Here is a 26,299-nt window from a genome sequence, read left to right as displayed (position 1 = left end):
CATTTTTTTCCGTAACGCGCAGATTAATTATTATTTAATAACAAATTCTAGATTTAGAATGCTTTTTGATATGGCAATTTTCCAGAAATTAACATTTTTTGATTTCCTAAGTGATCATTGTTATGTAAGTTTCGCAATGAAATATTAAAAGATAATTTATTATCGTATTGTCTAGCTCTATTGTTTTCTATGCAGCTGGAAATTTTCTTTTCATATCCTACATTAATTCCCCAGCAGCAACTTTTATATTCTAGTCCGACAAGTTTATTTGTTAATTGATTTCTATTTGTGTTGTAATAATATGAATAACATAGTGACCACTGGTTTGTAAGCAACCAATTTCCTGTTATTCCTAGTTGTGAAATGTTTTTTTGATCAATGAGGTTAATCTGAGTAGATAGAGCTTGCTTAGTGTATTGGGGATTGGAGTAACGATAATTTATCTGAAAGATATGATTGTTATCTTTACGATATTCTAGGACGGCATTACCCAATGTTATGCAGTTCAAATGGGAATGATACTGGAAACCACCACGAATTCCCCAATGATTTTTGAGATGCAAGTAACTTTCTCCCACTAATAGAAGATTGTGATTTTTACACTGATCTATGTTTTCGATTATATCCGCAAGGCTAGTTTTTGAAAAGTAGTAAATTTGACCTAGATGAGCGCTAAACTGCTGAATAGACTTTTTGTTATAAATGCGAGTGCTAACACCTGTCACTAGTTGGTTAGCGGGCGATATGTAGTCTAGACCGGTGTAAATATATTCTCGGAAAAGACTGGAGTAGTCAGTATATAAAAGATAAATAGAGTCATAATGCTGGATGTTACTTTGGTTTTTGTAGGGTGTAAATAGGTATTGAAAGCGTGTTTCTAGTGTTTGAGTATAGCTTGGTAAATAACTTATTTTTCGTTGAAAATGCATTTTTTTATTAATTGAAAACATAGGTAAAAGACGAAATACAGATTTTTGTAAAAAATATTGTTTGCCAATTTGCGCATTATATTGTTCTATGTTTGTTTGTTGATAATGCGTAGCCATTAATTTAAATTGGCTATCTAAGTTGTATCTGTCATTTCTTAAAGAGAAGCCGATTGATGGTTCTAAATGTAATCGTATTGCTTTAGAATAACTATTATTATCATAAATAAATTTAGTTGCCTGATGATATAATTTGAAGTTAATCGGTTTAAATTCGTGCTTATGGTATGTTACAGATAATTGTGGAGCAGTATGATAAGTTCTATTCTTACTGGTTAAAAAGATCGGAAATCGTTGATATGATAAAGACGTGTTCCAGTTTTTATTAAAATAGCCAACACTAAACTTCTGGTTAGTGTGCTGGGTTGTAGTAGTAATAGATTTTAAATCTAAATCATCGAAATTTTCTAAATTACTATTTTTTTTGTAATCGACATCAAGTCGCCAAGTTTGATTTATGACGCCTTGGTATTGACAAGACAGTAACCAGCGATTAGTGTCGATTTCTTGCATTTTTTTATAAACGAGGGTTCGAGGAAAATAGACACATTCTATGAATCCCTCACCAAGTAATGTAAGATAATGAAATTCAGTTTGAATATGTATTTCTCCGTTTCTTATACAAGTTGGAATGATTGTAATGTCATAATTAGGTGCCAGATTTAGGTAGTAGGGTATACTGAATTCAAAGCCGTTATTATTGCCGTATTTAATGTGAGGCATCAAAAATCCGGAGCGTCTTTTTTCACCTATTGGTATTTGTAAATATGGACTATATAATACTGGTATTTTACCAACTTTAAATCGTGCATTCCATACTTCAGCGATTTGCTTATCATGATTTAGGATAACCTTTGATCCTACTATGCTCCAGCTATCATCTCCTGGTAAACATAAAGTAAAACTACTGTTTTTTAATAGAGAATAGCGGTTATTTTGACGCTGTTTTATACTGTCCCCTTTACCTCGCCCTTGTCGACCTACTAACTGGTAACTACCGTGATAAAAATCTATATCTTTAGTTTTAAGATTAGACCAAGCTTTAAACCCTTGTAGTTTGACTTCGTTACTAAAATATTCAACGTTTCCTATAGCACTAAGTATAAAGAAAGGTTTTTTATTTTCTTCTTGTTCTTGTCTTAGATAGACCTTATCTGCTTTTAGCGTACTATTGCCATATTGAATATTTACTTTCCCGCTAAAAAGCGCATATTTTGGGTAATCACCTATGACCTGTGTGGATTGAATATATAACGGAAGGGCATGTGTATCTAGGTTCATTAGTGGTTTATTGTAAATGGGTATACCTAATAGGCATTGACTTTCTGAATTAGCAAGAATGTTCTGACTATAAAGTAAGGAGCCGATAAGACTGGTTATTAATATTAGTAAACGTTTTTTCATAAGCTCTGCTAGCTATCTATCCTGTGATTCAAATATCGATCGCATAGTAACTGGGCAGAGACTATATTACTCATAAGTATTTTGCCACTATTAAATTATAGTTTTGTGCTGTACATCATTAGGTATACCCTTAAATGAAGGGTATTATAAAGTTATTTTATCTATGGGATAAACAATTGAGAAGTATATGCATTATTATGGGAGAATTTTTTGTCTTATGTTGGGTCTTTCGACAGGAGCTGGTTTATGGGCGGTATTACTAGGTCTTTTGATAGGATATATAGTTGATAAAGTGGGTGAAACCAGTGTTAGTGGGTCTGGTTATTTTTCTAATCAACAAACTCGGCAAAGTATCTTTTTTCGAACAACGTTTCAAGTGATGGGGCATTTAAGTAAATCTAAAGGGAGGGTCACTAAAGCTGATATTATTAACGCGAATAAGTTAATGCAGCGCATGCAGTTAAATGTTGAATTAAAAAATGAAGGGCAGAAAGCATTCCGAGAAGGAAAAAATAGCAATTTCCCTTTACGCATTCGATTACGTGAGTTTCGTCAGGCTTGTTTTGGTCGTTTTGACTTGATTCGCATGTTCGTAGAGATTCAAATCCAATCGGCTTTCGCGGATGGTTTTCTACATCCAAATGAAAGACGGGTATTATACGTAATTGCTGAAGAGTTAGGTATTAGTAGAAGTCAATTTGATAACTTCCTTAGTATGATGGAAAGTGATGCAAAGTTTAGGGGAAATGCAGAGTTTAACCAGAGTGGTTATAGCTCGAAAGAACGGCCTAATGAACCAACTTTAGCCGATGCTTATAAGGTGCTTGGAGTTAGCTCTCATGATGATGGTCCGACGATTAAGCGTGCATATCGGAAATTAATGAACGAGCATCATCCAGATAAACTTCTGGCAAAAGGTTTTCCACCAGAGATGATGGAGATGGCTAAACAGAAAACTCAAGCAATTCAGAAAGCCTATGATTTTTTAAGAGAAGAAAAATTTCGATAAGTCTATGTAGATTTATACATCTGTGCTGTAGTTGAGTATTGTTTTATGATCTTAAAACTTAGTATTTTTTTTTGATTAACTATTAATTTAAAAAATAGGGATGTTGCTTCTTAGTAGAGAGTAGCTATGTTGTATAAATTATAAAGTTAGTATATTTATCAAATACAGTGATGTTGTAAAAAGTCAAAAATTACTATAATTTTGATTTGTTAATTTACGTGATTATATAACGTTATATATTCTTCTTATAGAATTTTAAGTCTGAAATAGTCAGTATTTTTTGTATTTTAGTTATCTATTAAAGCATTGATTAATAAAAAGTTTATATAAAATATTATAGTTGCGTTATTTTATTTTTTTTAAAAATAAAAAATTTTATTTTATTAATGTAACTACATTTTTTTGATTATTAGTTTTACATAAAGAGCATTTTCATTGTAGAGTAAAGTGTTTTAGTAACTAAAAATAGTAAACAAAAATTATTCATAATTTATTAATACTAATTGAATTACATGTATCATGTAAATAATTAATTTTCCATTAATTTAGTTATTTTTTTAGTTGATGTTATGGAGGGATTTTATGTTAAATAACCGAGCTTTTAGCGTACTGCATAAGATATATTGCCAATAATTTTGTATATAGAAAGAATTAGAAAAGTGAATAAAATAAAATTTTTTTAATTAAGATATCTATCTCTAAACAGATATAGATAAAATTTTATGGATTAATGGATTTTATCAAATCCATTTTAAAATGTCATTTTTTTAATCTAACTGAATAATAAATATAAGAAAATTAAGAAATACAAAATAATAGTATTGGTGATACTGGTCGTTGCCCTCAAGCTTAAACGTAAGGATAAAGTATTCTTATGGTTTCATTTTAGTCAAGTAATAAAGAAAATATTTATTAGATTAAAATCTTAAATATTTAATGAGATAAAACTAGAAAGATTTATTAGGAATACCGTAATAATTATTAAGATTTCATTTATTAAAATAAATATATTTTAATCTAAGGTAATTAATTTTGCCTAATGTTAGAGTAGCCAAATTTATATTTTTAATATATCAATAAAATACTATTTTTTACTTTATAATAGAATCAATTTAGTTAATGAAAAATTTTTTTATCATTTTTTATATTAATTATAAAAAACTAAAAATTCTGATTTATAAAAAAAACAAACATACAAGTTTTAGTAGAATTGTCAATTGTGTCCCCGACAGGAGTTGAACCTGTGACTAACCCTTAGGAGTGGTTTGTTATATCCGTTTAACTACGGAGACATATTATAAATGCTTTATACTGCATACAGATTTAATCTAAATTTATAAATATTTGTTTATTCTGAAAGAAAGTAATTAACTTCATATCAAAAAATTCTTAATTTAAAGAGTATTTTTTTAAGACTACTCTAGATTCACTTAAATAAGATTTTGTTAAATTTGATTTTAATTATTATGAATATAACATTTTTAACTTGAAAAGTTGAAAACTTGAAAAGTTGAGAATAATTATATTTTTTCTAAAGAGCTTCTAGAGTAGAATATAGTTTTTTAGATTATTTAGTATCAAAATAAGAAATATTTTTGAAATATTACTTAATTTTTTAGATAATAACACTAGTTTGTTATAGTGCTAATTTATATAGAACAATAAAACTATTTTTAAATTTTTATCGAAACTGTTTTATAGAGTGATAAATAGTTTTATACATATTGTTAAAGACTAAAGAAAAACTGTATTGATACAATATTGCACATTATATAGCTGGAATTAACTTATTACTATTTGTTTATTTGATGATTTACTAGATCAATATAAGAAAGTAGCATTATTATTAATAGTTTAAGTAATCAATAATAATAGATTATTTTTATGTCTAAATAAAGTTATTTATCATATAAATTTAATTTATATAACACAGACTTCTTCTAATAATCTAGATTGTTAGTCTTTTTAATCTTTCAGGATTTACATGCTCTATACTTTAAATTATATAGCAATATACTTTATAACTTAAAATAAATTCTTGATTAATTTTTCTTTTTATTTTTGGAATTTTTATATAAAAAAGAAGAAATATGCATATTATAAGAAATAATGTTATTTAAACAATAAACTTAAAATACGTTTATTCTATACATGGAATATTACTTGAATATTTTTTTATTAATAATTATATTATCAGATATATAATTATTTTCTGAGATAATAAAGTCTCAAAATTAGAATATCGAAGCAATTTTGATTTACGCTGTAATTCTTTTCTAAATAAAAATTTTAAATAACAATGTTTAACTATAATATTAGTTCTTCTTCAAGCAAGAATAACTTATTACTCTTGAAGAGATCGTGAAGATAAATTATTAAGAAAAGTATAAGTAGTAAAATTTTTAATATTTTTATAAAAATAAATTTATTAATTAATATTATTTACTTTTTCAAGTTTAAAAATATTCCTCTAAGTGTGGGTTGTATTGAATAGATCATTTTATTTCCGTTATTCCTGTTATGAATAATACTTGCAGAATGCAATAAAGTCTGTTGTAATTTTAGTAGAGTTTATAAGGATCTAGTATCATGAAAGATATTGGTAGTTATCTATTTTAAATATTTAAAAAGAATATAGTGAAAAAATATTTCCAATAGATTGTGTAGTAAGAACATCCTTTAATTTACCTGTAACAGTTTTCTATAATTTTTTGAATTTCAATATATAATTCTCCTCTGGAGATAAGAAAGAAATAGCAAGATAACTCCTAGAGAAAATGCATTAAATAATAAAATTTCCATCTACTAACTGCGAAATGGTGATGATCTATATTCATACCTATTACCATCTGAGTGAATAGTGTAACTAATTTTACCAATAAAAACAGTTTGGTTTAATCTCAAGTGTTTAGGGGGAGATTTTATCTGTCGACTAAAATTCTAAATAAGATAACTTGGTTGACAATGATATTACATATGTGTAAAAGATTATTATAGTTGACACCTCAACATAATATACATATATAAATTAACTACACTAAAGACTGTAAGGTTAAATAAGAATAATAATAGCCTTTAGTAAATTCTCATACTAAATATCGTCATTGCTTTTTTTCGTTAGTATTCGTTATTAACATGAATATGTATCTACTTGAGATGGCATGTTTGTAGAATCAGTATTAACTTAAAATTCTGAATTTAATTTTTCTCACTAAAATTAGGTTTAGCTGCGTATTGCGGGAAAGATAATTTTATTGTTCTTAGTGGTCGATATAAAATCAGAGAACTTAAGAGGTGTTCAATTTTACCAAGAATAAAGACAATGTATCAACTTTGATTCTTCGCTTTCCCATGTGAGCAGTCAATGAATATTAGAATATAATTTTTATTAAAAATAGTATCAGAACAATGTCGTTTCTCAGTTTTCTGACTGGTTGTTTTACCGAATAAATTTGAGTCTCCTGACTACCATAACTCTTATGAGGAGGTATAATAAGGTTATAGGCCTTTAGAGATTAGTGTAGTATTGTATAGATTATCGAACATGTCGATTTTTTTTAAACACTATCAATTAATCTTTAATTTATTTTTTTTGTGTGTTTTTATGATCTAATGTATTCTAAAACTTTAATAATAAAAATATTTTGCAAATATTTGATCTGTATAAAATACGATTTTAAAATCATGATGAGTATAAAATTTAGTGATGGTTTAAAAAAAATGTTTGACTTGTTTTGAAGTAGTTTTTATGTTCCACTACTTTTATTTATTATTTGGATTTTATGAATAAGTTAATTCTTGTTATTGATTAATAGGTTAATATTTTATTTTTAGTTTAACTGAGCGGTAATGTAATGATAAATATAACTTTATAGTCAAATCGCTTCAGACGGATAAAGTAACTTTACTCATAAATTATTTTTTATTTATTAATATTAATAATGTTTATATTTTAAGAAAGTTTTTTATTAATCTAAATATAAATTGTGTCTATTTATAACTTTTATAAATTGAGATTAATTTCAATATTTTATTGAAGATGCTGTATGTTATATCTATAAGTTAATATTTTGTGATATTGTAGAGCGATAATGTTTTTAACTTGTATTTAAATAAGAATATTATTCTTTAATGAATTTTACATTGGTACGTCAAAACATATGGTATTGATTTACTTGCTCATGTAAAATATTAATCGATTAAAATAAACAAATTCATAAAATTTATTTACAACAAATAAAAATTACATTAGAAACAATAACATCTAAATATCTAATGTGTTTGTTTCTGAATATTCTATGTTTTTACTTAGACCTTTATTGAAAGATACCTTCATATAGATAATTATCTTTTTAAGAATTTTTATGTTTGTTATATTACTGAAGGTTGTAAAAGTTACAAACTGCTGAGGAATAATCCATGGGCAATGATTGCAGAGATATGACAAATATGCTATATTTAAACGGATAGTTATATAAAGATATTTGGATATAAAAATAATTAACTGTATTTTTTTTGTATTAAAAAATAGTTTAGGTTAAAAAGTTTTTTTAAAAACTAATATTATTTAATAACTTACCTTGAAAAGTAGATAAAAATCTAGATTATAAAATTTTTTAAAAAATTTTATTATCCTAAATAATTTAATTTTTTAATTTAAACATGTTACCATACATTACTAATGTCTACATTACAATATAAAATTTAACATCAATAAATATTTTGAATAAAACCTATTAAATTTGTGAGGTTTGATAATCAATTCCATGGATGTTATATATGTTATAAATAAACTGCTTTCGTTCTTGTATTTAACCCTCCAGATCAGTACACTTTTGTCTCATCTTAGACAATATGTTTTTTTTGCATTCCTTGCTTCCATTGGATGTGTGTTATCTATAATTAGTAGGCTAAATAATCCATAAGGAGCAATTCTATGCGTAATTACGAAATCGTTTTTATGGTGCATCCTGATCAAAGTGATCAAGTATTTAGTATGATTGAACATTATCGTAATTTAATTGCTAGTGATAAAGGTGAAATTTATAGATTAGAAGATTGGGGTCGGCGTCAGTTAGCTTATCCTATTAAGAAACTACATAAAGCTCATTATGTTTTATTAAATATAGCAGCATCGCAGTCAATAATTGATAAACTAGAAACAGCTTTTCGTTTTAATGACGCGATAATTCGTAGCATGATTATGCGTGTTAAACATGCTATAAGAGAAGCTTCACCCATGGTTAAAGTTAAAGATGAACGACGTGATCGTCGTGAAGATTTTAACGCTGAAACAAATGAAAATTCCAACATTAGGGATTTTAAATAAATATCCATGATGAAAGAAAATTGTTTAACTTTATCGGGTATTGTATACAAACAACCTATTATTAAAGTTAGTCCATCTGGAATTTTTCATTACCATTTTATTCTTGATCATTGTTCCATACAACGGGAAGCTGGTTTTTATCGAAAAGCATGGTGTCGACTCTCTGTAATAATAAGTGGTAAAGAATCATTGAAAATTACATCGAATATAATCAATAAGGCGAAGATCACTGTACGCGGCTTTATTAGTTGTCATCAAGGGCGTAATGGTCTTAATAAAATAGTTCTACACGCCAAGACTGTTGATTCAATATATTCTGGAGATTAATGTTATGGCACGTTATTTCCGTCGTCGTAAATTTTGCCGTTTTACAGCGGAGAAGGTTGTTGAGATAGATTATAAAGACATCTCTACGCTCAAAAATTATATTAGTGAAAATGCTAAAATTGTTCCAAGTCGTATTACTGGAACTCGTGCAAAGTACCAACGACAACTAGCACGTGCGATTAAACGAGCGCGCTATCTTGCGCTTTTGCCTTATACGGATTGTCATCAATAATAGGAATGTATCATATACAATCTTTTTAAGAGGCGCAGGTAATGCAGATTATTTTACTTGATAAAATTGAAAATTTGGGTTCTTTGGGCGATCAAGTCAACGTTAAAGCAGGTTATGCTCGTAACTATCTAGTTCCAAAAGGAAAAGCGGTACTGGCCACGAAAAAAAATATAGAGCATTTTGAAGCGTATCGTGTTAAACTTGACGCTGAGAAAGCTGAAATGCAGGCTATTGCTGAAACTCGCGCTAAAAAAATTAACAAACTTCAGATAATCACAATTTCATCTAAATCAGGAGAAGCAGGTAAACTTTTTGGATCTGTGGGGGCGCGCGATATTGCTCATGCTATTACTCTTGCGGGTGTTAATGTAGAAAAAAATGAAGTTCGACTCCCCCACGGTCTTATACGCATGCTCGGAACACATGAGGTAAAGATCCAACTTCATAGCGATGTTTTTTCTACAATAAATGTAGTGATAGTTCCAGAATTGTAAGTTTAAATGTATTAAAAAAGTTAAGAGTGTACAGTTCTACTAGAAGTTTTAGTGATATTTTTTTTGTTTTTAAAGTAATTTTTACATAAAGAAGATCCAAAAAAATAAAATTGATATTTAGCAACTTTTTAAAAGATTAAGATTAAATAAAATTTTACTTTTATAACGGTATAATTGCATGTTTATTTTGCTTACTTTTAGTAGAACCATTATTAATTACTATTTTTATGTTTAAATTGATGTATATAGCTATTGAATATTAATAAAATACTATTAATTATTCAGTTTTTTTGAATTACAAAACAAATATTATATTAACATGATTATTTTCGAAAGATTAAATTGTTATTTGGCGAGGTTGTTAAAGAAATAGAAAATTGATTTGTTCAAAGAAATAAAACATTTAAAATATGGTAGTTATTTTAAAATAAAAAAATTGTTTATATATTAATTGTAAGAATTTTGACATTTTAAAATTTACTATGTTAGTAAAAAAACTGTATTATTTTAATAATATGAATTCAATAATTAATAATTAAATATTATTTTTTTTGTAAAAAATATTATTAATAATTATTTAATCTATTTGATTTGATTAATATTATATTTGAAATAATTAAGATAATAGAATTTTTATAAACATGCAATTACCATATTAGAATTTGAGTTACTACTATATAAAAAAATAAACCTTAAAAATATGATTTATATATGTATTATAGTTTTTTATTAAAAAGGTTTTTAATTATAAAAATCCGGATTATTCCGTATTTTTTATATTTTTTTTTTGATATCATTAAAAAATATCTAAAAACATTAAATTTAATAAATTGATTAGTCGCATACTAAGATTGTGGTATTTTTTTTATATATTGTATGTGTTTTTTCAACTTGTGTTAAATGTACAAGCTTTACAGCCAATAAGTTATTATTAATTTGAAATAACTAACAAATTTAGTTAAATCGTTAATGACTAATTAATTCGCAATTATGCGTATTTCGACAACAAATGCCCCTGAGTTACAAAGAGAAATAAATATATTAATTTAAATCAGGACTGATGATGAGATACCATATAAGCAATAAAAACTAAATATTTTTAATTTAATGTATGGATATCTTAAATATTATTATATTAACATTTATTAATAAAATTATATCGCATAATTTTATTTATTGATAAGATTTCTTTTGATCTATCAGATATATTTGAACCAACCTAATCATTAATTAATAAGTTTGTTTAAATGTCTAAAAAAGATAGATATTGCAAATATCACAAGTAATAACTATTTGAATCTGAATTTATCATAACTCTCTCAACAAAAATTAAAATTAATAATATTCATAAAAAGATAAATCAATATTTTAAATTTAATACAACAATTAACAATTTTTTCGGTTTTCTTAAATAGGATTTTCTAGCAATCAATAAAATTGGTTTGCAACGGTAATAGTATTATAGGTTCCGAATAAAGATCTAGAGTTTATAACTAATTTTTAGTCAAGAGATTATATTTATCAGTATATGTTTTTATACAAAATACCCTTCAATAGGATAAAGGTATAATTCAATTAGCTATTGAGGCCGTTTTTTTACTATTACCCCTTGATGCAGAGCCGTATGACCCCATCTTAAGTTGCATCCAACGTTATTAAATCTGGGATATGGGTAAGCAGAAACAACTTGAAAAAGATAATTTTTAACCACATATTCAGGTTTACGACCACAATGAAATCAAACTTTATAGTGGAGAGGTCTAGATGGGAAAAATTATTGGTATCGACTTGGGTACGACCAACTCCTGTGTTGCAATTATTGAAGGTAACAAACCTCGTGTACTTGAAAACAGTGAAGGAGATCGTACGACTCCTTCTATCATTGCTTATACGCAGGATGGTGAAATTTTAGTTGGGCAACCAGCTAAACGTCAGTCCGTTACTAATCCAAAGAATACATTGTTTGCAATAAAACGTTTAATTGGTCGTCGTTATCAGGATCAAGAAGTACAGCGTGATGTTAGTATTATGCCTTATACAATCATTTCAGCTGATAATGGAGATGCTTGGTTAGATGTTAAAGGTCAGAAAATGGCGCCGCCACAGATTTCTGCAGAAATTTTAAAGAAAATGAAAAAAACTGCAGAGGCTTATCTAGGAGAATCAGTTACCGAAGCAGTAGTCACTGTTCCTGCTTATTTTAATGATACGCAACGTCAGGCGACTAAAGATGCTGGACGTATAGCTGGCCTAGATGTTAAGCGTATTATCAATGAACCAACTGCAGCCGCATTAGCTTACGGTTTGGATAAAGAAACAGGTAATCGTACGATTGCGGTGTATGATTTAGGTGGTGGGACTTTTGATATCTCTATTATCGAGATCGATGATGTGGATGGTGAAAAAACTTTTGAAGTTTTAGCAACTAACGGTGATACCCACTTAGGGGGGGAAGATTTTGATAGCCGTCTTATTAACTATTTAGTTGACGAGTTTAAAAAAGATCAGGGAATTGATTTACGCAATGATCCTTTGGCGATGCAACGTTTAAAAGAGACAGCTGAAAAAGCTAAGATTGAGCTATCTTCTACGCAGCAAACTGATGTAAATTTACCTTATATCACAGCTGATAGCTCGGGTCCTAAACACATGAATATAAAAGTTACTCGAGCTAAACTTGAGTCACTAGTAGAAGATTTAGTAAATCGTACTTTAGAACCGTTAAAAGTTGCTTTAAAGGATGCTAGCCTCTCTGTTGCTGAGATTAAGGACGTTATCCTAGTTGGTGGACAAACTCGTATGCCTTTAGTGCAGAAAAAAGTCACTGACTTTTTTAGAAAAGCTCCGCGAAAAGATGTTAATCCAGACGAAGCAGTAGCTATTGGTGCTGCAGTTCAGGGTGGTGTTTTAGCTGGAGATGTGAAAGATGTGTTATTATTGGACGTTACTCCTCTATCATTAGGAATTGAAACCATGGGTGGTGTAATGACACCACTAATCACCAAAAATACTACGATTCCAACAAAGCACAGTCAAGTGTTCTCTACTGCAGAAGATAATCAATCTGCTGTGACTATCCATGTTTTGCAAGGAGAACGTAAGCGTTCTTCTGACAACAAATCTCTTGGTCAGTTTAACCTCGATGGAATTTTACCAGCAATGCGAGGTACACCACAGATTGAAGTTACATTTGATATTGATGCAGATGGTATTCTCCATGTTTCTGCAAAAGATAAACAAAGTGGTCGAGAACAGAACATTACCATCAAAGCTTCTTCGGGTCTTAATGAAGACGAAATAAAGAAAATGGTTAAAGAAGCAGAAGCTAATGCTGTATCTGATCGCAAATTTGAAGAGTTAGTACAGACGCGTAATCAGGCTGATCACATATTGCATAGTACCCGTAAACAGTTAGAAGATATAGGTGATAAATTATCTTCTGAAAATAAGGCCGCTGTTGAAAATGCGATAAAAAATCTTCATATTGCGTTGAAGGACGAAAATAAATCTGATATTGAAACTAAAATGCAAGATCTTGTTCAGGTGTCGGCTAAACTGCTTGTAGAAGAATCTCCGAAGAAAGATCAGCAGGTATATGAACAAAGTACAACAGGTGGTAATGCTAAAGACGATGATGTGGTTGATGCTGAGTTTGAAGAAGTTAAAGATAAAAAATAATCGGCCTTAACAGAAAGCATAAATTTCAGAAAACTCTGATTCTTGTGGAAAGACCTGTAAAGTAGGAAGAGACAATAATGGCAAAATTAGACTACTACGAGATTTTAGGTATTCCTAAGGATGCGGAAGAGCGTGAAATCAAAAATGCCTATAAACGTCTCGCAATGAAATTTCACCCGGATCGCAATCCGGGAAATGCTGAAGCTGAAGCAAAATTTAAAGAGATTAAAGGAGCTTATGAAGTTCTAGCTGATCCAAAAAAACGAGCAGCATATGATAAGTATGGTCATTCAGCATTTGAACAGCGATGTATGGGTGAAGGGGGAGGATTTGGTGGGGGTTCTAGTACCGCAGATTTTAGTGATCTTTTTGGAGATGTATTTGGTGATATTTTCGGGAGTAATCGGCGTCAACGTAATCGTGGTGCGGACTTGTGCTACAAAATAGAACTTTCTCTTGAGGAAGCGGTTCGTGGTGTTACGCGACAAATCCGGATCCCAGTACTTATCATTTGTGATGCTTGCAAGGGTAACGGTACGAAACCAGGGACAGCGCCTATTACTTGTTCGACTTGTAATGGGCAAGGGCAACTTCAGATACGTCAGGGTTTCTTTGCAGTACAGCAGACATGTCCTAATTGTAAAGGCAATGGAAAAATAATTAAATATCCCTGCGAAAAATGTAAAGGTCATGGTCGAGTAGAGCATGCTAAAGCATTAATGGTGAAAATTCCTAGTGGTGTAGATACAAGCGATCGTATTCGCTTGTCAGGAAAGGGAGAAGAAGGAGAACATGGCTCTCCGTCAGGAGATCTTTATGTGCAAATTCAAGTACGTAAACATCCTATTTTTGAACGTGAAGAAAATAACTTATATTGCGAAGTTCCCATTAATTTTGCTATGGCAGCACTTGGAGGTGAAATAGAAGTACCAACTCTCAATGGTAAAATAAAACTAAAAATACCTACAGAAACTCAAACTGGAAAGCTTTTCCGGATGCGTGGTAAAGGAGTAAAATCAGTTCGTGGGGGGGCATATGGAGATCTTCTTTGCCGTGTTGTTGTAGAAACACCTGTAAATCTCAATTTAAACCAAAAAAAACTTCTTTCTGAATTGGAAGAAAGCTTCGGTAAAACTACTGGGAAACAAAATAGTCCACGTTCACAAAGTTTTATTGATGGTGTAAAAAAATTTTTTGAAGATTTAACCCGTTAAAGAGGGTTTTAGCGGGTATTTTTTTTAGTAGTTATTATCAACTTTTGGGTGCTTAATGTAAATGATTTTTTTATTGTCATGAATTTTTTAGTTTATTTTTATATAACGCACAATATAATATAATTATATTGATTTATATATTAATTATATAAAATTTTTATAAAATTTAGATGTTTCTTTAAATTTAATATTGATTGAGATTCAATCTTATTTTTTTACTATTTTTTAGTAAAAACAAGAGTATTTTTTATGTTTTTGATAAAGTTTTATTTTTTTTATTAAAAATAAATATTATTTTTTCTATAATTTTACATAGTGTTATTCTATAACATTAGATTATATTTAACGTTTTGTATTTTTTCTAAATAAAGATCTTATAAAAAATAATTTTTCTACAATAAGAAAACTATTATTCAATATTATTTTTTTTATTGCGATACATTTAAAAAATGTTATATAAAGAAGTCTAAGCTAGTTTTGTTATATTCTCTCAGTGTAGTTTAAATACTATAGTTTTTGATTAGATTAAGATAGAGATGTTTTATTTTTTTTTACAATATAATAAATTTTATAAAAATTAAAAGTTAATATGCTAATAAAAGTAAAATGAAAGAGCATTTCAAGTTAATATTGATAGTTACTTTGTTTAAAGTATATGGCTAAGTTTTATTTAGTTATAAGTAAAATGAATTTATATTATTAAATAAATACCATGTAACACCTTTATTAAGAATTTATTGTTAGGGTTATGAATAAATAAATTTCAATTAACTATATTGTTTGATTATTGTATAAGCATAAGGTTTGTTTTTTTTTAGGTTTTTATTAAATGATCTATATTTTTGTTAAAAAAACATTATTTAATTTTATTAAATATATTTGTTTGATCTTAGTATCTAAGAATCACGAAAAAGTAAAAATCATTTTTTTGTTTAAAATATTTGTAATAGATAAATGATTTATGTTAAAAGTAACAAAGTGCTTATATGTAAATAGTGATATCTTATGGTTTTTTTTAATAAGTTGTTTTTTTATATTACAGATTGTCTTTTTCATTGATAATGTAAAAAAATTTAATGTCGTGATAAAGTAAATATTAGCAAGAAGATAATCTTATTTAAAGTTTAAAAAAACTTTAATAAACATGTATTTCATCAGAAATAATTTTATTATAACTATATAAGTAAATTATGTAGTGATTACCTATTAAATAGGAATTTTTAAATAACTTTAATCACTTCTTTATAATTAGAAACAAGAAAAAGATAAAAATAATTAATAATAAAAAAAAGATATATCTTATTGTGTATTATTTATCATTAAGTAAATCGTTAACATAAATTTAGATTTTTTTTTAAAACTATTAGTAAAAGCAGTATGTTATACTTATAAAGTATAAAGAGATATTTCTCCAAAACAATAAGCTTGAATTTTTCCTTTTTGTTCTAACAAGAGAGCTCCTTTTGTATTAATGCCACGAGCGACTCCATAAATTCGTTGTTTACCTTGTAATAGTATTACTTGTCTATCAGATAAGTGATCTAATGGTTTCCATCGGTTAAAAAATGGAGCGAATCCATTTTCTTCGAATTCTTGTAATGCCCTTCGTAACGTGCAGATCAATGTAGCTGCCAGCATATTACGATCAATCTTAATCCCTGTTTCGTTTAAATTAATCCAATTTTGGCTAATTTTAATTCCAACACTTTCAGGCATAGTTAAATTAATTCCAACTCCGATTACAGCATGAGAGTAACCTCCTGCATTACTGGAAGTTTCTACAAGAATTCCTGCTAGTTTAGAATTATTTAAATAGAGATCATTCGGCCATTTAATGCGCACTCTTATAGCTCCTATGTTTTGCAATAACTCTGCTATTGCAATAGCAATTATAAGATTTAACCCTCTGAGCATAAGGCTTTTTTTTAGATGCCAATATAAAGAAAAATATAGGTTATAACCAAATGGTGATATCCATGTTCTCCCGCGTTGTCCGCGTCCTTTAGTCTGAAATTCTGCTAGGCAAGCATCTCCACTTTGTATGGTTCCAATACGTTTAATAAAATACTGATTTGTAGAATCAACAATTGAAAGAACTTTTATCTGACCTTCAGGTAAGTAAGTATGAATTATGCTTTCATTTAGTAACTGTAAAGAAGTTGATAAAAGATACCCTTTATTGGGTATGATCAAGACATCTAATCCCCAGTTGCGTATTACTTGAATGTATTGTTCAAGAACAATGTAGGTTTTTCCTAAAATTAAAGTAAACTCTTTAGGGGAATGAATGTTACCATCAGCTAATAAACTGATCAGTTTTATCGGAATAATAACATCTTTCATATTATTTCTGCTATTCCATCTACTTCACCCAAGGGTCCAATAAATCGGACCTCAGGTTCAAGTAAGATCGCAAATTTTTTTTCAACTTTTTTACGTATATAACGTGCCAGAGTGGTGATATCTTTGCTCGTTGCATTATTAAAATTAATTAAAATAAGTGCCTGTTTATCATATGTTGCTGCTCCTCCAATGCGATATCCTTTAAGTCCACATTGATCAATCAACCAACCTGCGGCTAGTTTTATTTTACCTTCTGGTTGAAGGTAGTTGGGTGCATCAGGATATTCTTTTAACAGTTGTTTTGCTTTTCCGGCATTGATAATAGGGTTTTTAAAAAAACTTCCCGCATTTCCTGTGAGAACTGGATCTGGTAATGTTGTACGACGTATCATACAAATAGTGTCATAAATAAGTTGAGGAGTGGCGTGTTGAGGATGTATTTTTTTTAGAACACCATAAGTCAATGTAGGATTCCAGGATTTTAAAAGTTGAAAGCCAACTCTAACAATAGCGTGATTATCACGTAAGGTGTGTTTAAAAATGCTGTCTCGATAACCAAATTGACATTCATTGGTATTTAAACGTAGTAAAGTTCCGGTTTTTAAGTGTAGAACATCTACATAGTTGCAAAACTGACAAAATTCTACTCCATACGCTCCAATATTATGAATAGGAGCAGCTCCAACGCATCCAGGTATTAATGCAAGGTTTTCTAAGCCTGGTATTTTTTTTGAAAGACAGGTTCGTACTAAATTATCCCAAATCTCTCCTGCACCAACATGTAAATTCCAAGCTTGGTGTTGTTCTTCTATTTCTATGCCCGCAATACGGTTAAGCAATACGATTCCAGTATAATTTTCAAGAAATAATACATTAGTTCCTCTACCTAGCATTAATGTTGGTGTAGATTGATTTTCAGCGTTTTTCCAAACTTTGTATAGTTCGGCTTCGTTATGTACTTCGACTATATGTCGTGCGCTTATATTAATAGAAAAGCTATTCAAGGGTTTTAAATTTTTGGTGTTTGTCATGATCATTACATAGTCTATTATATTTTTTTATCTTTAATTTTTTAGAACATCTGTAATTGTAAAAAAATGTTACGTTATATCAATTAATGCTATAAGTGATTTACTTAAGTAAAGGATACTTAACAACATGTATAAGTGCTTGTAATCAAATTTATTGTTGTCAGAATGAAAATGTTTTTTAAATCCCTAAACAATCATCTAATTTTGATAGAGTTTTTTTGACTTATCGCGATAAGTTTAAATTGCTATATCTTTATCGTGTGTAGAGGGGAAAATTGATAATATATTTTTATATAATCTTAAAGTGACATATAGTCGTTTTTTTTTGATTAAGATAGACCTAAAATAGATATCGTATTTTGGGATTTCTTATTTATTTTAATGAACTGATCTTTTAATAATTATTTTGAATAACTTGAATTGTAAATCAAGCTTAATTAAATGGTGCATTGTTTTATGGAAAAGATATTAGTGTCCATAAAACCTATTTTTTTAAGAATGTTATTTCGTGGGTTTTTATTGTCAAAAAGTTATATGTAGATAATAATTAAGATTGATTAGAAGATAAATATTATTTTATAAAAGTTTTTTACATACACTAATTTTTAGGTAATTATATATTAATAGCTTAATTGTCAACTTAATCTTTTAAAAAATTATATAATTAAAGTTTAAAATAAAAAAGGTTTTTTAGAATTTTTTAAATAAAATAACTATGGAATGGTTCCATTTAAACAAATAGCTTTATTAAGTTTTTTTATCATAAATAATTATTAAAAATAAAATAGTATCTTCTTGTGTTTAATCATATATGGTTATTATTATTAATTTTAAGTGATTAAAAATTTTTAATAATTATTAGATTAAAAAAACATATCATTGTTAATTTTTTTTGATGAAATCAGATATTTTAATTAGGTTATGCAGAAAATGTTTATGATAAAGAAGTTAATTTTCACTAAGAACAAAAATGTATTGATTAGTTAATAAAAAAATTTTAATAAAAGTATGGAAAAACTTAATAAAAATTGAACCTTAACATGAGATATATAGAGTAAGATTTAGGAATGATTAAGAAAGATTATGGATGAGTTGTTTTTTTTGATATTACTTTTAGTAAGCAACTAAATTTATTCTTTTATAATCACCATAAATAGAATCCCGAATTTATTAAAGTTTTTTTTAAATTTACTTTAGATTAAAATTTAAAATATATAATCTTATTAAAACAGACATAAAATAAATAGTGATAATATTTAAAATATGTGTCAAGTTTTTTTTATTTCATTGTTTAAATAACAGATTTTTATTGATAATTTGAATAAGATTATTGAGTGTTATTTAATAGGATTTAAATGTAATTTATAGGGATATTGAAATCAACTTAGTTAGTTGGCATTTTTTTAAAAAAATTAAGATCATATTACAATAGGTATATTTTTATATATAAAGTATTTTTTTATACAAAAATATGATCCTATCTAAAATAGATTATATTAATAATAACAAAGATTTTACCTAAAAATATTTTTATAAAGAAAAATGTTAATCTTTATAAGAAAGTATTTCAATTTGACACTTCGATTTTCAAAGTAATGACATAATAATATTTAACATTTTATTTTATTAGAAAATTCATTTTTAAACAAGATGGTCTGATAGAAAAAATTTAAGACACGAAAAGAAACTTAAAATTATAATAATCAATTTATATTAGGTGGCTGTTTGATTAAGAGTAAGATTTTTATTTATTTGATTAATTAAATAGTTGCTACTTCTATGTTTCTATCAAAGCAAAGAAACATGAAATACTATTGATTTACTAATACAGCAATTATTAATGGAGTTTTATGTAACATAATGCCGAATGATAAAGAATTTAAAAAACTGCGTTGTCGTGTTGTCAGGAGACTTAAGTATTATCAAAATATAGTTCTAGCTTTTAGCGGCGGCTTAGATTCATCGGTCTTGCTAGATCTCTTAGTTTATATTAGAGAGGAAACACGTATATTGAGATCTCATGAAAGACGCAGATTGCGTGCAGTTCATGTGCATCATGGTTTAAGTCAAAACGCTGATCAGTGGGTAAATCACTGTAAACAAGAATGTTATTTACGTAACATTCCTTTTAGTACAATATTTATTGCTATAAATAAAAAATCGGAGGGAATTGAATCAACTGGGAGACGATTACGTTATCAAGCGTTAGTATCAACATTAACTCAAGACGAAATTCTAGTAACAGCTCACCATAAAAATGATCAAGCAGAGACACTCTTGCTGGCTTTAAAACGTGGTAGTGGACCAGCAGGTTTAGCTGGAATAGCAGGGGATACATCGTGTTTCAGTTACCGTCTTGTTCGACCATTGTTGGATGTTACTCGAATAGAACTAGAAATATATGCTAAGAGACGTAGATTGCATTGGATCGAAGATAATACTAATACCGATGCTCGGTTTGATCGAAATTTTTTACGTTTACATATTTTTCCATTATTACAAAAACGATGGCCGGCATTTTCTTGTAGCGTAGCGAGAAGTGCTCAGCTTTGTTCAGAGCAAGAAGAACTAATTGATGAGTTGCTTGAAGAAACGCTAAATCAAATCATAGATCAAGATAAATCATTACATGTAAACACATTAAAAGAAATGAGTAAAAATAAGCGTATGGCTTTATTGCGGCGCTGGTTAGTGAGTCTTGGAGCAAGAATGCCTGCGCGAGAAAAATTATTACGGATTTGGAAAGAAGTAGGACTTAGTCGTCAAGATTCTCGTGGAGAAATGAAATTAGAACATCAATATGTCAAACGTTTTCGAAATCGCTTATATCTCGTTCCATTTTTACTTTCTCCACCTGAGGATACATTTATCCTATATTGGAATAGCAACATTAAATCTCTCGTATTGCCTAGAGATTTAGGATGTCTTTATCGAACTTCAATAACTACTAAACAGCAAGAACAAAAAAATACTGGTATAAATTTTTCTTTAAATCTGAATACTATTCAGAGTCGGATAAATGATAGTAGTGGTGCACTATTTCCGTTTTCTATCGTTCGAGCACCTATCTTTAGTGAGAGTATATCGGTACGGTTTGGTTCTGTAGATGGCCTTTTGTATATTGTAGGGCGCTGCCGAGGACGTAAATTAAAAAAAATATGGCAAGAGCTTTCTGTTCCACCCTGGTGGAGAAAAAGAATTCCATTGCTTTTTTATAACGATCAACTCATTTCTGCAATAGGGGTTTTTGTAACATGCTTTGGAAAAGCAGAAGAAAAAAATAAAGCATGGAATATTGTTTGGGAAAGAGAAAGTAATAATGCGATAACTAACATTATGTTAAAAAACGAGATTTTTCAAGATTCTTGTAATGAAAGAACAGATACCATAGATGAGCAGTTTTCTGATTTACTGTTTGATTGAAAATAGTATTCTGAATTATTTGATTTTTATTTTTTAGATATTTTTTTAAAGTTCGTTAGTGATTTTTATTTATTGTAATATTTAATATTGATAGATAATAATTAACCTTGACAAACCTTTATCTTTATTGAGTAATAGAGAGTTATCTATATTTAGATAAAATTAAATATTAATTCTTTTAAAATGCTTATTTTTTTCTATAAAATCTATTTAAAAAAAATAAAGAGTAGAATTTAAATTCTATTTAAGGTTGGTATAAATTGGTCGTTACATGCAAATCTTTCTAAGATATTGAAAAAATGTTTTTTTTTAAAACGTAAGGATTAGATATCTTTATCTTCGCATTAATTGTGTTTGTTTAATGTAGAATTTTAACAAATTTATGTTAAAACATTGTTTAATATATTTTTATATAAAAAATATATCATATTAAATGATAAGGATGTTTAATTAAAATATAGATGTCGTATGCTACTAATTCTGATTTTTTTTATAAATAAAAAATTTAATATAAGTTCTTTTAGATTAAAAATACCTCAATCAGAAAAAAAATTGTTTTTTTTATTTGACATAATATGGTGATTGAGTAAATAAATTCAATAAAACATTTTTTTTGCTTGATTTAAATTATTCTATTTATTGAATTTTAATAAAAATATAAATTTTATATTAAAATGTTATTTTTGTTGTATAAATTTAAAATAATCAAAAATTTTTAATAAAAGAAAAATAAAAAATAGGATAAAGTAGTTTTATAAAAAATATTATGATATAAGCTATATAAAAACGATTTTATATAAAAATTAGGATACAATCCGACATAAAGATTTTTAGATAAGTAAAAATTTAATTAACTAATTTTGTTGTATTTATAAAAAATAAAGATAAAATAATTTTATTAAAAAATAATAAATATATATTTATGTTTTTAACTAAAAATTCTTAAAAAAAAATAGTATTTTAGTTTGTGTTTTAATGTATAAAAAAAAGATTTGTATATGTTAATAAGTAAATTGTTGAAATTAATAATTAACCATATTGGTAACTAACACTTTGCATATATCTACCGCCCTAAGATTTATAAGTACCTTATCTTTAATAAGATAATTCATGATAAAGAATAGATGAAAATTACTTTATAATATATAGCAAAAGCTAAATTTGAAAGATAAGAATATAAGTATGGGTGAACAAGATGATTTAACCACCCTCTCTACGCGTTTCAGGGGGTTTTATCCAGTTGTTGTTGACGTGGAAACAGCAGGTTTTAACTCATCAACTGATGCTCTTTTAGAAATTGCCGCCATGACTTTAAAAATGGATAAGAATGGATGGTTGCAAGTTGATTCTTCTTTGCATTTTCATATCATCCCTTTTCCTGGAGGAAAGATACAACCAGAATCGTTAGCATTTAATGGAATTCAACCAGATAATCCTTTACGTGGTGCTATAGAGGAATCTAAAGCCTTAGATAAAATTTTTAAAACAGTGCGTAAAGGGATGAGAGATAATAATTGTAAGCGCGCGATTATTGTCGCGCATAATGCTGCTTTCGACCATGCTTTTTTGATGGCGGCAGCTTCTCGTTCGGGTTTTAAAAAAACTCCATTCCATCCTTTTGCCACTTTTGATACGGTGTCGTTAAGTGGGTTAGTGCTAGGTCATACTGTATTAGCTAAAGCGTGCGTCATAGCCGGTCTTACATTTGACAATGAACAAGCTCATTCTGCTTTATATGATACAGAACGTACAGCGACTCTTTTTTGTTCATTAGTTAACCGTTGGAAAAGTTTAGGTGGATGGCCCCTTGAAGTGCTTGCGTCAACTAATAATAAAAAAGAAGATACTATTAATTTATAATATTATGGTAAATAAAATATTATTAAATAGATACTTGAATTATCTATATTTTTTAAATACATATTATCAAAGATAATTACTACATATTTTAAATACAAAATGATTATTATATAATCAATAGTTTAGTTAATACTATGATTGTATTTATGACGATTTTTTATAAAATGAAAAGATGAATCTCTATACTAATTAAAATTCTAGAAAATATAAAATATATTTTTTCATTAGATACGACACAAGGTGTTTATCTTTTTTTTATATACATAAAACTCTCTAATTAGAGTGATTATTCTTTTTTTTAATGTTTTTTTAAAAGTTAATAAAAAGATAATATATGTTATTTGCTAAATATTATAAATAGAGCATCTTTTATTCTTTTGTTGAGATTTATATCCTTCCATAAGAAAGTTATAAAAATAAAATTAAATGACTACCATTCAAAAGATTTTAGTTGTAATAAAACTAATTTTTATGATATTTTTTCATTTCCCTCATCTATATTTTATTTTTAAGCGTATTTTATTTAAATAATAATTTTCTGTCCAATACTCTTTTTAGAGTAGAAAGACAAAAAGCATTAGATGTTAGTTATAGACATTAAAAGCGTACGTCCAAAAAGTCTATGACTTGTATCGCCTAATATTAACTAGTGTAAATTAGTTATTATCGATTTCGAGGGTGTAGTTTTATTTTAAAGCATATTTAAGTGCAGTTTGTTGAACAAGTATTTGTAGTTCACCACTTTTATATAAATTAACAATTATATCACATCCTCCAACAAGCTCGCTATCAATCCATAATTGAGGAAATGTTGGCCATTTAGAAAATTCTGGTAGTTTCAAGCGGATCTCTGGATTGATTAATATATTAACGTAAGCAAAACGCTTACCACATAAAGCTAATGTTTGTACAGCCTGTGCAGAAAAACTGCAACTTGGTAATTTTGGAGAACCTTTCATATATAGAAGAATAGGATTTTGGATGATTTGTTGCTGAATTGTTTCTAAAGTTGTACTCATTTTTTTATATGTCGCTTTTTTTAAATCAGTTAGGGATTTTTAAAGGTGATGTTGAATGATCTTTTTTTTGTTTCTTAATTTGAGTTATAGAATATTTAAATATTCTAAATAATCAACTAGTTTTTTTTGATCTTTTATTACGAATATCAAGATTTTTATTTAAAATTAATTTATATTTCCTGATTGTAGGTGCAATATGAATTTCTGTTTAATTAAAGATTTAATCTTTACCCTTATAAATATTAAAATTTTTTCATCTTTTTAAATATCTATAACATACATATTAGTACGTTGTTAAATAAGTTATAAAATTATACTTTTGACATTTTTTTATATTATAGATAATGTTTTTTGTTAAAAGAATTATTTTTTTTTATAATATTTTTTATATAAAAATATAATTATATTACCTATATCATATTCATGAAATAGTTTTTAACTACCATATTGTTGTAATTATTAGTTTTGAAAATTTTATGTATTTTTAATAAAATTAAAACTGTTTATTTATAGCAAATTGCTTGTTTTTTCCAAAAATTACATTTTCTATTAAAATAGAAAATATATGGTTTTATTAAATTTAATATAATACTTACGAGTATTTTGCAAGGCTTTTAGTCATTTTTGCAATCATATACCAAAAATAATGTGTTAAAATAAAACTACAGTTTTATTGTCTATCACTTAATAGATTAAATTTACTTAAAATTTAAGAAATATCAAGAATATAATATCTAAGTCGACAATAGTTTCATTAGTACTAGGTAGAATAAGATGAATAAATAGGTTTGGATTTTTTTTCACTCAGAAATAGTAGAGATAATCATTTAGTTTCAGATTAGCACTTAATTAGATATTTAAAAAAAACGTACAATAAAGATGGGGTTTATAAAAAAGTTTAAAAACCTTTAAGATGTTTACTAATTCGTAATAATGGTATTTTAATAAAAATTTTTGATAAAGAGCAAAGTCTACAAAATTAAATTTGGAGATGAGTTAAAGTTATTAACATGTTAAATAAATTTAAGAAGATGGCACGATAAATAAATATTTATTATAAAGCCAGAGACTTTATACAGGTGATCTAATTTTTATTAACCACCAACATAGTAGTTTTTACGTATTCAATAAAGCAGGGACATAAGTAAACATTTTATCTTCCCATCGTAATAATGTCATTTTTTTTCCCCAGCAGCAACCTGTATCAAGTCCGTAGATATTTGTTGGTGTTCCGCGACCCATCAGCGAAGCCCAATGACCAAAAATAATATTATAGTTCCCTAAGATTTCTGGTCTTATTAGTTTAAACCAAGGAAATAGGTTTGATGGAGCTTCCCTTGGTATCCCTTTATAGGACATTTCTAGTTGACCATCAAGAAAACAGTAGCGAATGCGAGTGAAAGCATTGGCGATGAATCGTAGGCGTTCTAATCCACTTAACTTTTCGCTCCACTGATTTGGTGTGTCACCATACATAGCTTGCAAAAAAAGATGATAGTCGTCACTTTTTAACATTGTTTCTAATTCATGTGCACATCGTCGGGCAATGGAAATGTCCCATTGAGGGGTTATGCCAGCATGAGTCATAATTATATATTTTTCTTCATCTATTTGTAACATCGGTTGATTTCGAAGCCAGTGTATTAATTTATCGATGTCAGTTGATACTAGAATATTAGGGTTAATAAGAGTTGTCTCATGATTTTGATTCGCACAATAATATAGGGACAAAAAATGAAGATCGTGATTACCTAAAACTAATCGCACACTTTTTCTAATAGAATATAGTAAGCGTATTACTTTTATTGAATTTATTTTTCGTGAAATTAAATCTCCAGTTACCCATAGCGTATCTATTTCAGGGTTGAAACTAACCTGATCTAAAATCATGTTGAATTCATTATAACAGCCATGAATATCACCAATTAAATAAGTAGACATAAGAAGAGT

At 27.7% G+C, this 26,299-nt stretch carries 14 protein-coding genes and 1 tRNA gene; 9 read left to right on the top strand and 6 right to left on the bottom strand.

Annotated features, from left to right (window positions below):
- Nucleotides 1-53: 53 nt before the first annotated feature.
- Complete coding sequence (gene lptD, locus A35E_RS00630) at nucleotides 54-2,390, bottom strand: LPS assembly protein LptD (protein WP_014888744.1); 2,337 nt, start codon at nucleotides 2,388-2,390, stop codon at nucleotides 54-56.
- A gap of 187 nt (nucleotides 2,391-2,577) precedes the next feature.
- Between lptD and djlA the strand changes: the two genes are divergently transcribed.
- Entirely contained in the window at nucleotides 2,578-3,399 is an 822-nt protein-coding gene (djlA, locus tag A35E_RS00625) for a co-chaperone DjlA (protein ID WP_014888743.1), read from the top strand.
- 1,220 nt (nucleotides 3,400-4,619) lie between these two features.
- Here djlA and A35E_RS00620 read toward each other — a convergent pair.
- Nucleotides 4,620-4,691: transfer RNA gene (locus A35E_RS00620), tRNA-Arg, on the bottom strand.
- 3,644 nt (nucleotides 4,692-8,335) lie between these two features.
- Between A35E_RS00620 and rpsF the strand changes: the two genes are divergently transcribed.
- The 6 genes from rpsF (at nucleotide 8,336) to dnaJ (ending at nucleotide 14,673) form a co-directional block, all read left to right on the top strand.
- A complete protein-coding gene (gene rpsF / locus A35E_RS00615; protein ID WP_014888742.1) occupies nucleotides 8,336-8,728 on the top strand; it encodes a 30S ribosomal protein S6 in 393 nt (130 codons plus the stop codon).
- Nucleotides 8,729-8,734: 6 nt separating this feature from the next.
- On the top strand, nucleotides 8,735-9,055 hold the full coding sequence (gene priB / locus A35E_RS00610) for a primosomal replication protein N (RefSeq protein ID WP_014888741.1): 321 nt from the start codon (nucleotides 8,735-8,737) through the stop codon (nucleotides 9,053-9,055).
- A gap of 4 nt (nucleotides 9,056-9,059) precedes the next feature.
- The gene (rpsR, locus tag A35E_RS00605; protein WP_014888740.1) at nucleotides 9,060-9,287 is read left to right on the top strand and encodes a 30S ribosomal protein S18; all 228 of its coding nucleotides are present in this window, start codon (nucleotides 9,060-9,062) and stop codon (nucleotides 9,285-9,287) included.
- Nucleotides 9,288-9,328: 41 nt separating this feature from the next.
- Nucleotides 9,329-9,781 (top strand): 50S ribosomal protein L9, encoded by a 453-nt coding sequence (rplI, locus tag A35E_RS00600; protein WP_014888739.1) that lies wholly within the window; start codon nucleotides 9,329-9,331, stop codon nucleotides 9,779-9,781.
- Between the two features lie 1,764 nt (nucleotides 9,782-11,545).
- Nucleotides 11,546-13,459, top strand: coding sequence for a molecular chaperone DnaK (dnaK, locus tag A35E_RS00595; RefSeq protein ID WP_014888738.1), 1,914 nt, complete (start codon nucleotides 11,546-11,548; stop codon nucleotides 13,457-13,459).
- A 77-nt stretch (nucleotides 13,460-13,536) separates the two neighbouring features.
- On the top strand, nucleotides 13,537-14,673 hold the full coding sequence (gene dnaJ, locus A35E_RS00590; protein WP_014888737.1) for a molecular chaperone DnaJ: 1,137 nt from the start codon (nucleotides 13,537-13,539) through the stop codon (nucleotides 14,671-14,673).
- A gap of 1,386 nt (nucleotides 14,674-16,059) precedes the next feature.
- Here dnaJ and birA read toward each other — a convergent pair.
- Complete coding sequence (gene birA / locus A35E_RS00585) at nucleotides 16,060-17,016, bottom strand: bifunctional biotin--[acetyl-CoA-carboxylase] ligase/biotin operon repressor BirA (RefSeq protein WP_014888736.1); 957 nt, start codon at nucleotides 17,014-17,016, stop codon at nucleotides 16,060-16,062.
- Complete coding sequence (gene murB / locus A35E_RS00580; protein WP_014888735.1) at nucleotides 17,013-18,053, bottom strand: UDP-N-acetylmuramate dehydrogenase; 1,041 nt, start codon at nucleotides 18,051-18,053, stop codon at nucleotides 17,013-17,015. Before murB ends, birA begins: the two co-directional genes overlap by 4 nt.
- A gap of 1,854 nt (nucleotides 18,054-19,907) precedes the next feature.
- Between murB and tilS the strand changes: the two genes are divergently transcribed.
- Together tilS and rnt are read left to right on the top strand one after the other, a co-directional pair.
- Entirely contained in the window at nucleotides 19,908-21,470 is a 1,563-nt protein-coding gene (gene tilS, locus A35E_RS00575; protein WP_014888734.1) for a tRNA lysidine(34) synthetase TilS, read from the top strand.
- A gap of 1,182 nt (nucleotides 21,471-22,652) precedes the next feature.
- The gene (rnt, locus tag A35E_RS00570; RefSeq protein ID WP_014888733.1) at nucleotides 22,653-23,330 is read left to right on the top strand and encodes a ribonuclease T; all 678 of its coding nucleotides are present in this window, start codon (nucleotides 22,653-22,655) and stop codon (nucleotides 23,328-23,330) included.
- A 686-nt stretch (nucleotides 23,331-24,016) separates the two neighbouring features.
- Here the strand turns inward: rnt and grxD are convergent.
- Both grxD and apaH read right to left on the bottom strand, forming a co-directional pair.
- Nucleotides 24,017-24,349, bottom strand: coding sequence for a Grx4 family monothiol glutaredoxin (grxD, locus tag A35E_RS00565; protein WP_014888732.1), 333 nt, complete (start codon nucleotides 24,347-24,349; stop codon nucleotides 24,017-24,019).
- A gap of 1,116 nt (nucleotides 24,350-25,465) precedes the next feature.
- Complete coding sequence (gene apaH / locus A35E_RS00560) at nucleotides 25,466-26,290, bottom strand: bis(5'-nucleosyl)-tetraphosphatase (symmetrical) ApaH (RefSeq protein ID WP_014888731.1); 825 nt, start codon at nucleotides 26,288-26,290, stop codon at nucleotides 25,466-25,468.
- Nucleotides 26,291-26,299: the final 9 nt, after the last annotated feature.

This window comes from secondary endosymbiont of Heteropsylla cubana (assembly GCF_000287355.1).
In the GTDB taxonomy this organism is placed as follows: domain Bacteria; phylum Pseudomonadota; class Gammaproteobacteria; order Enterobacterales; family Enterobacteriaceae.
This window is presented reverse-complemented; position numbering and strand designations above follow the sequence as displayed.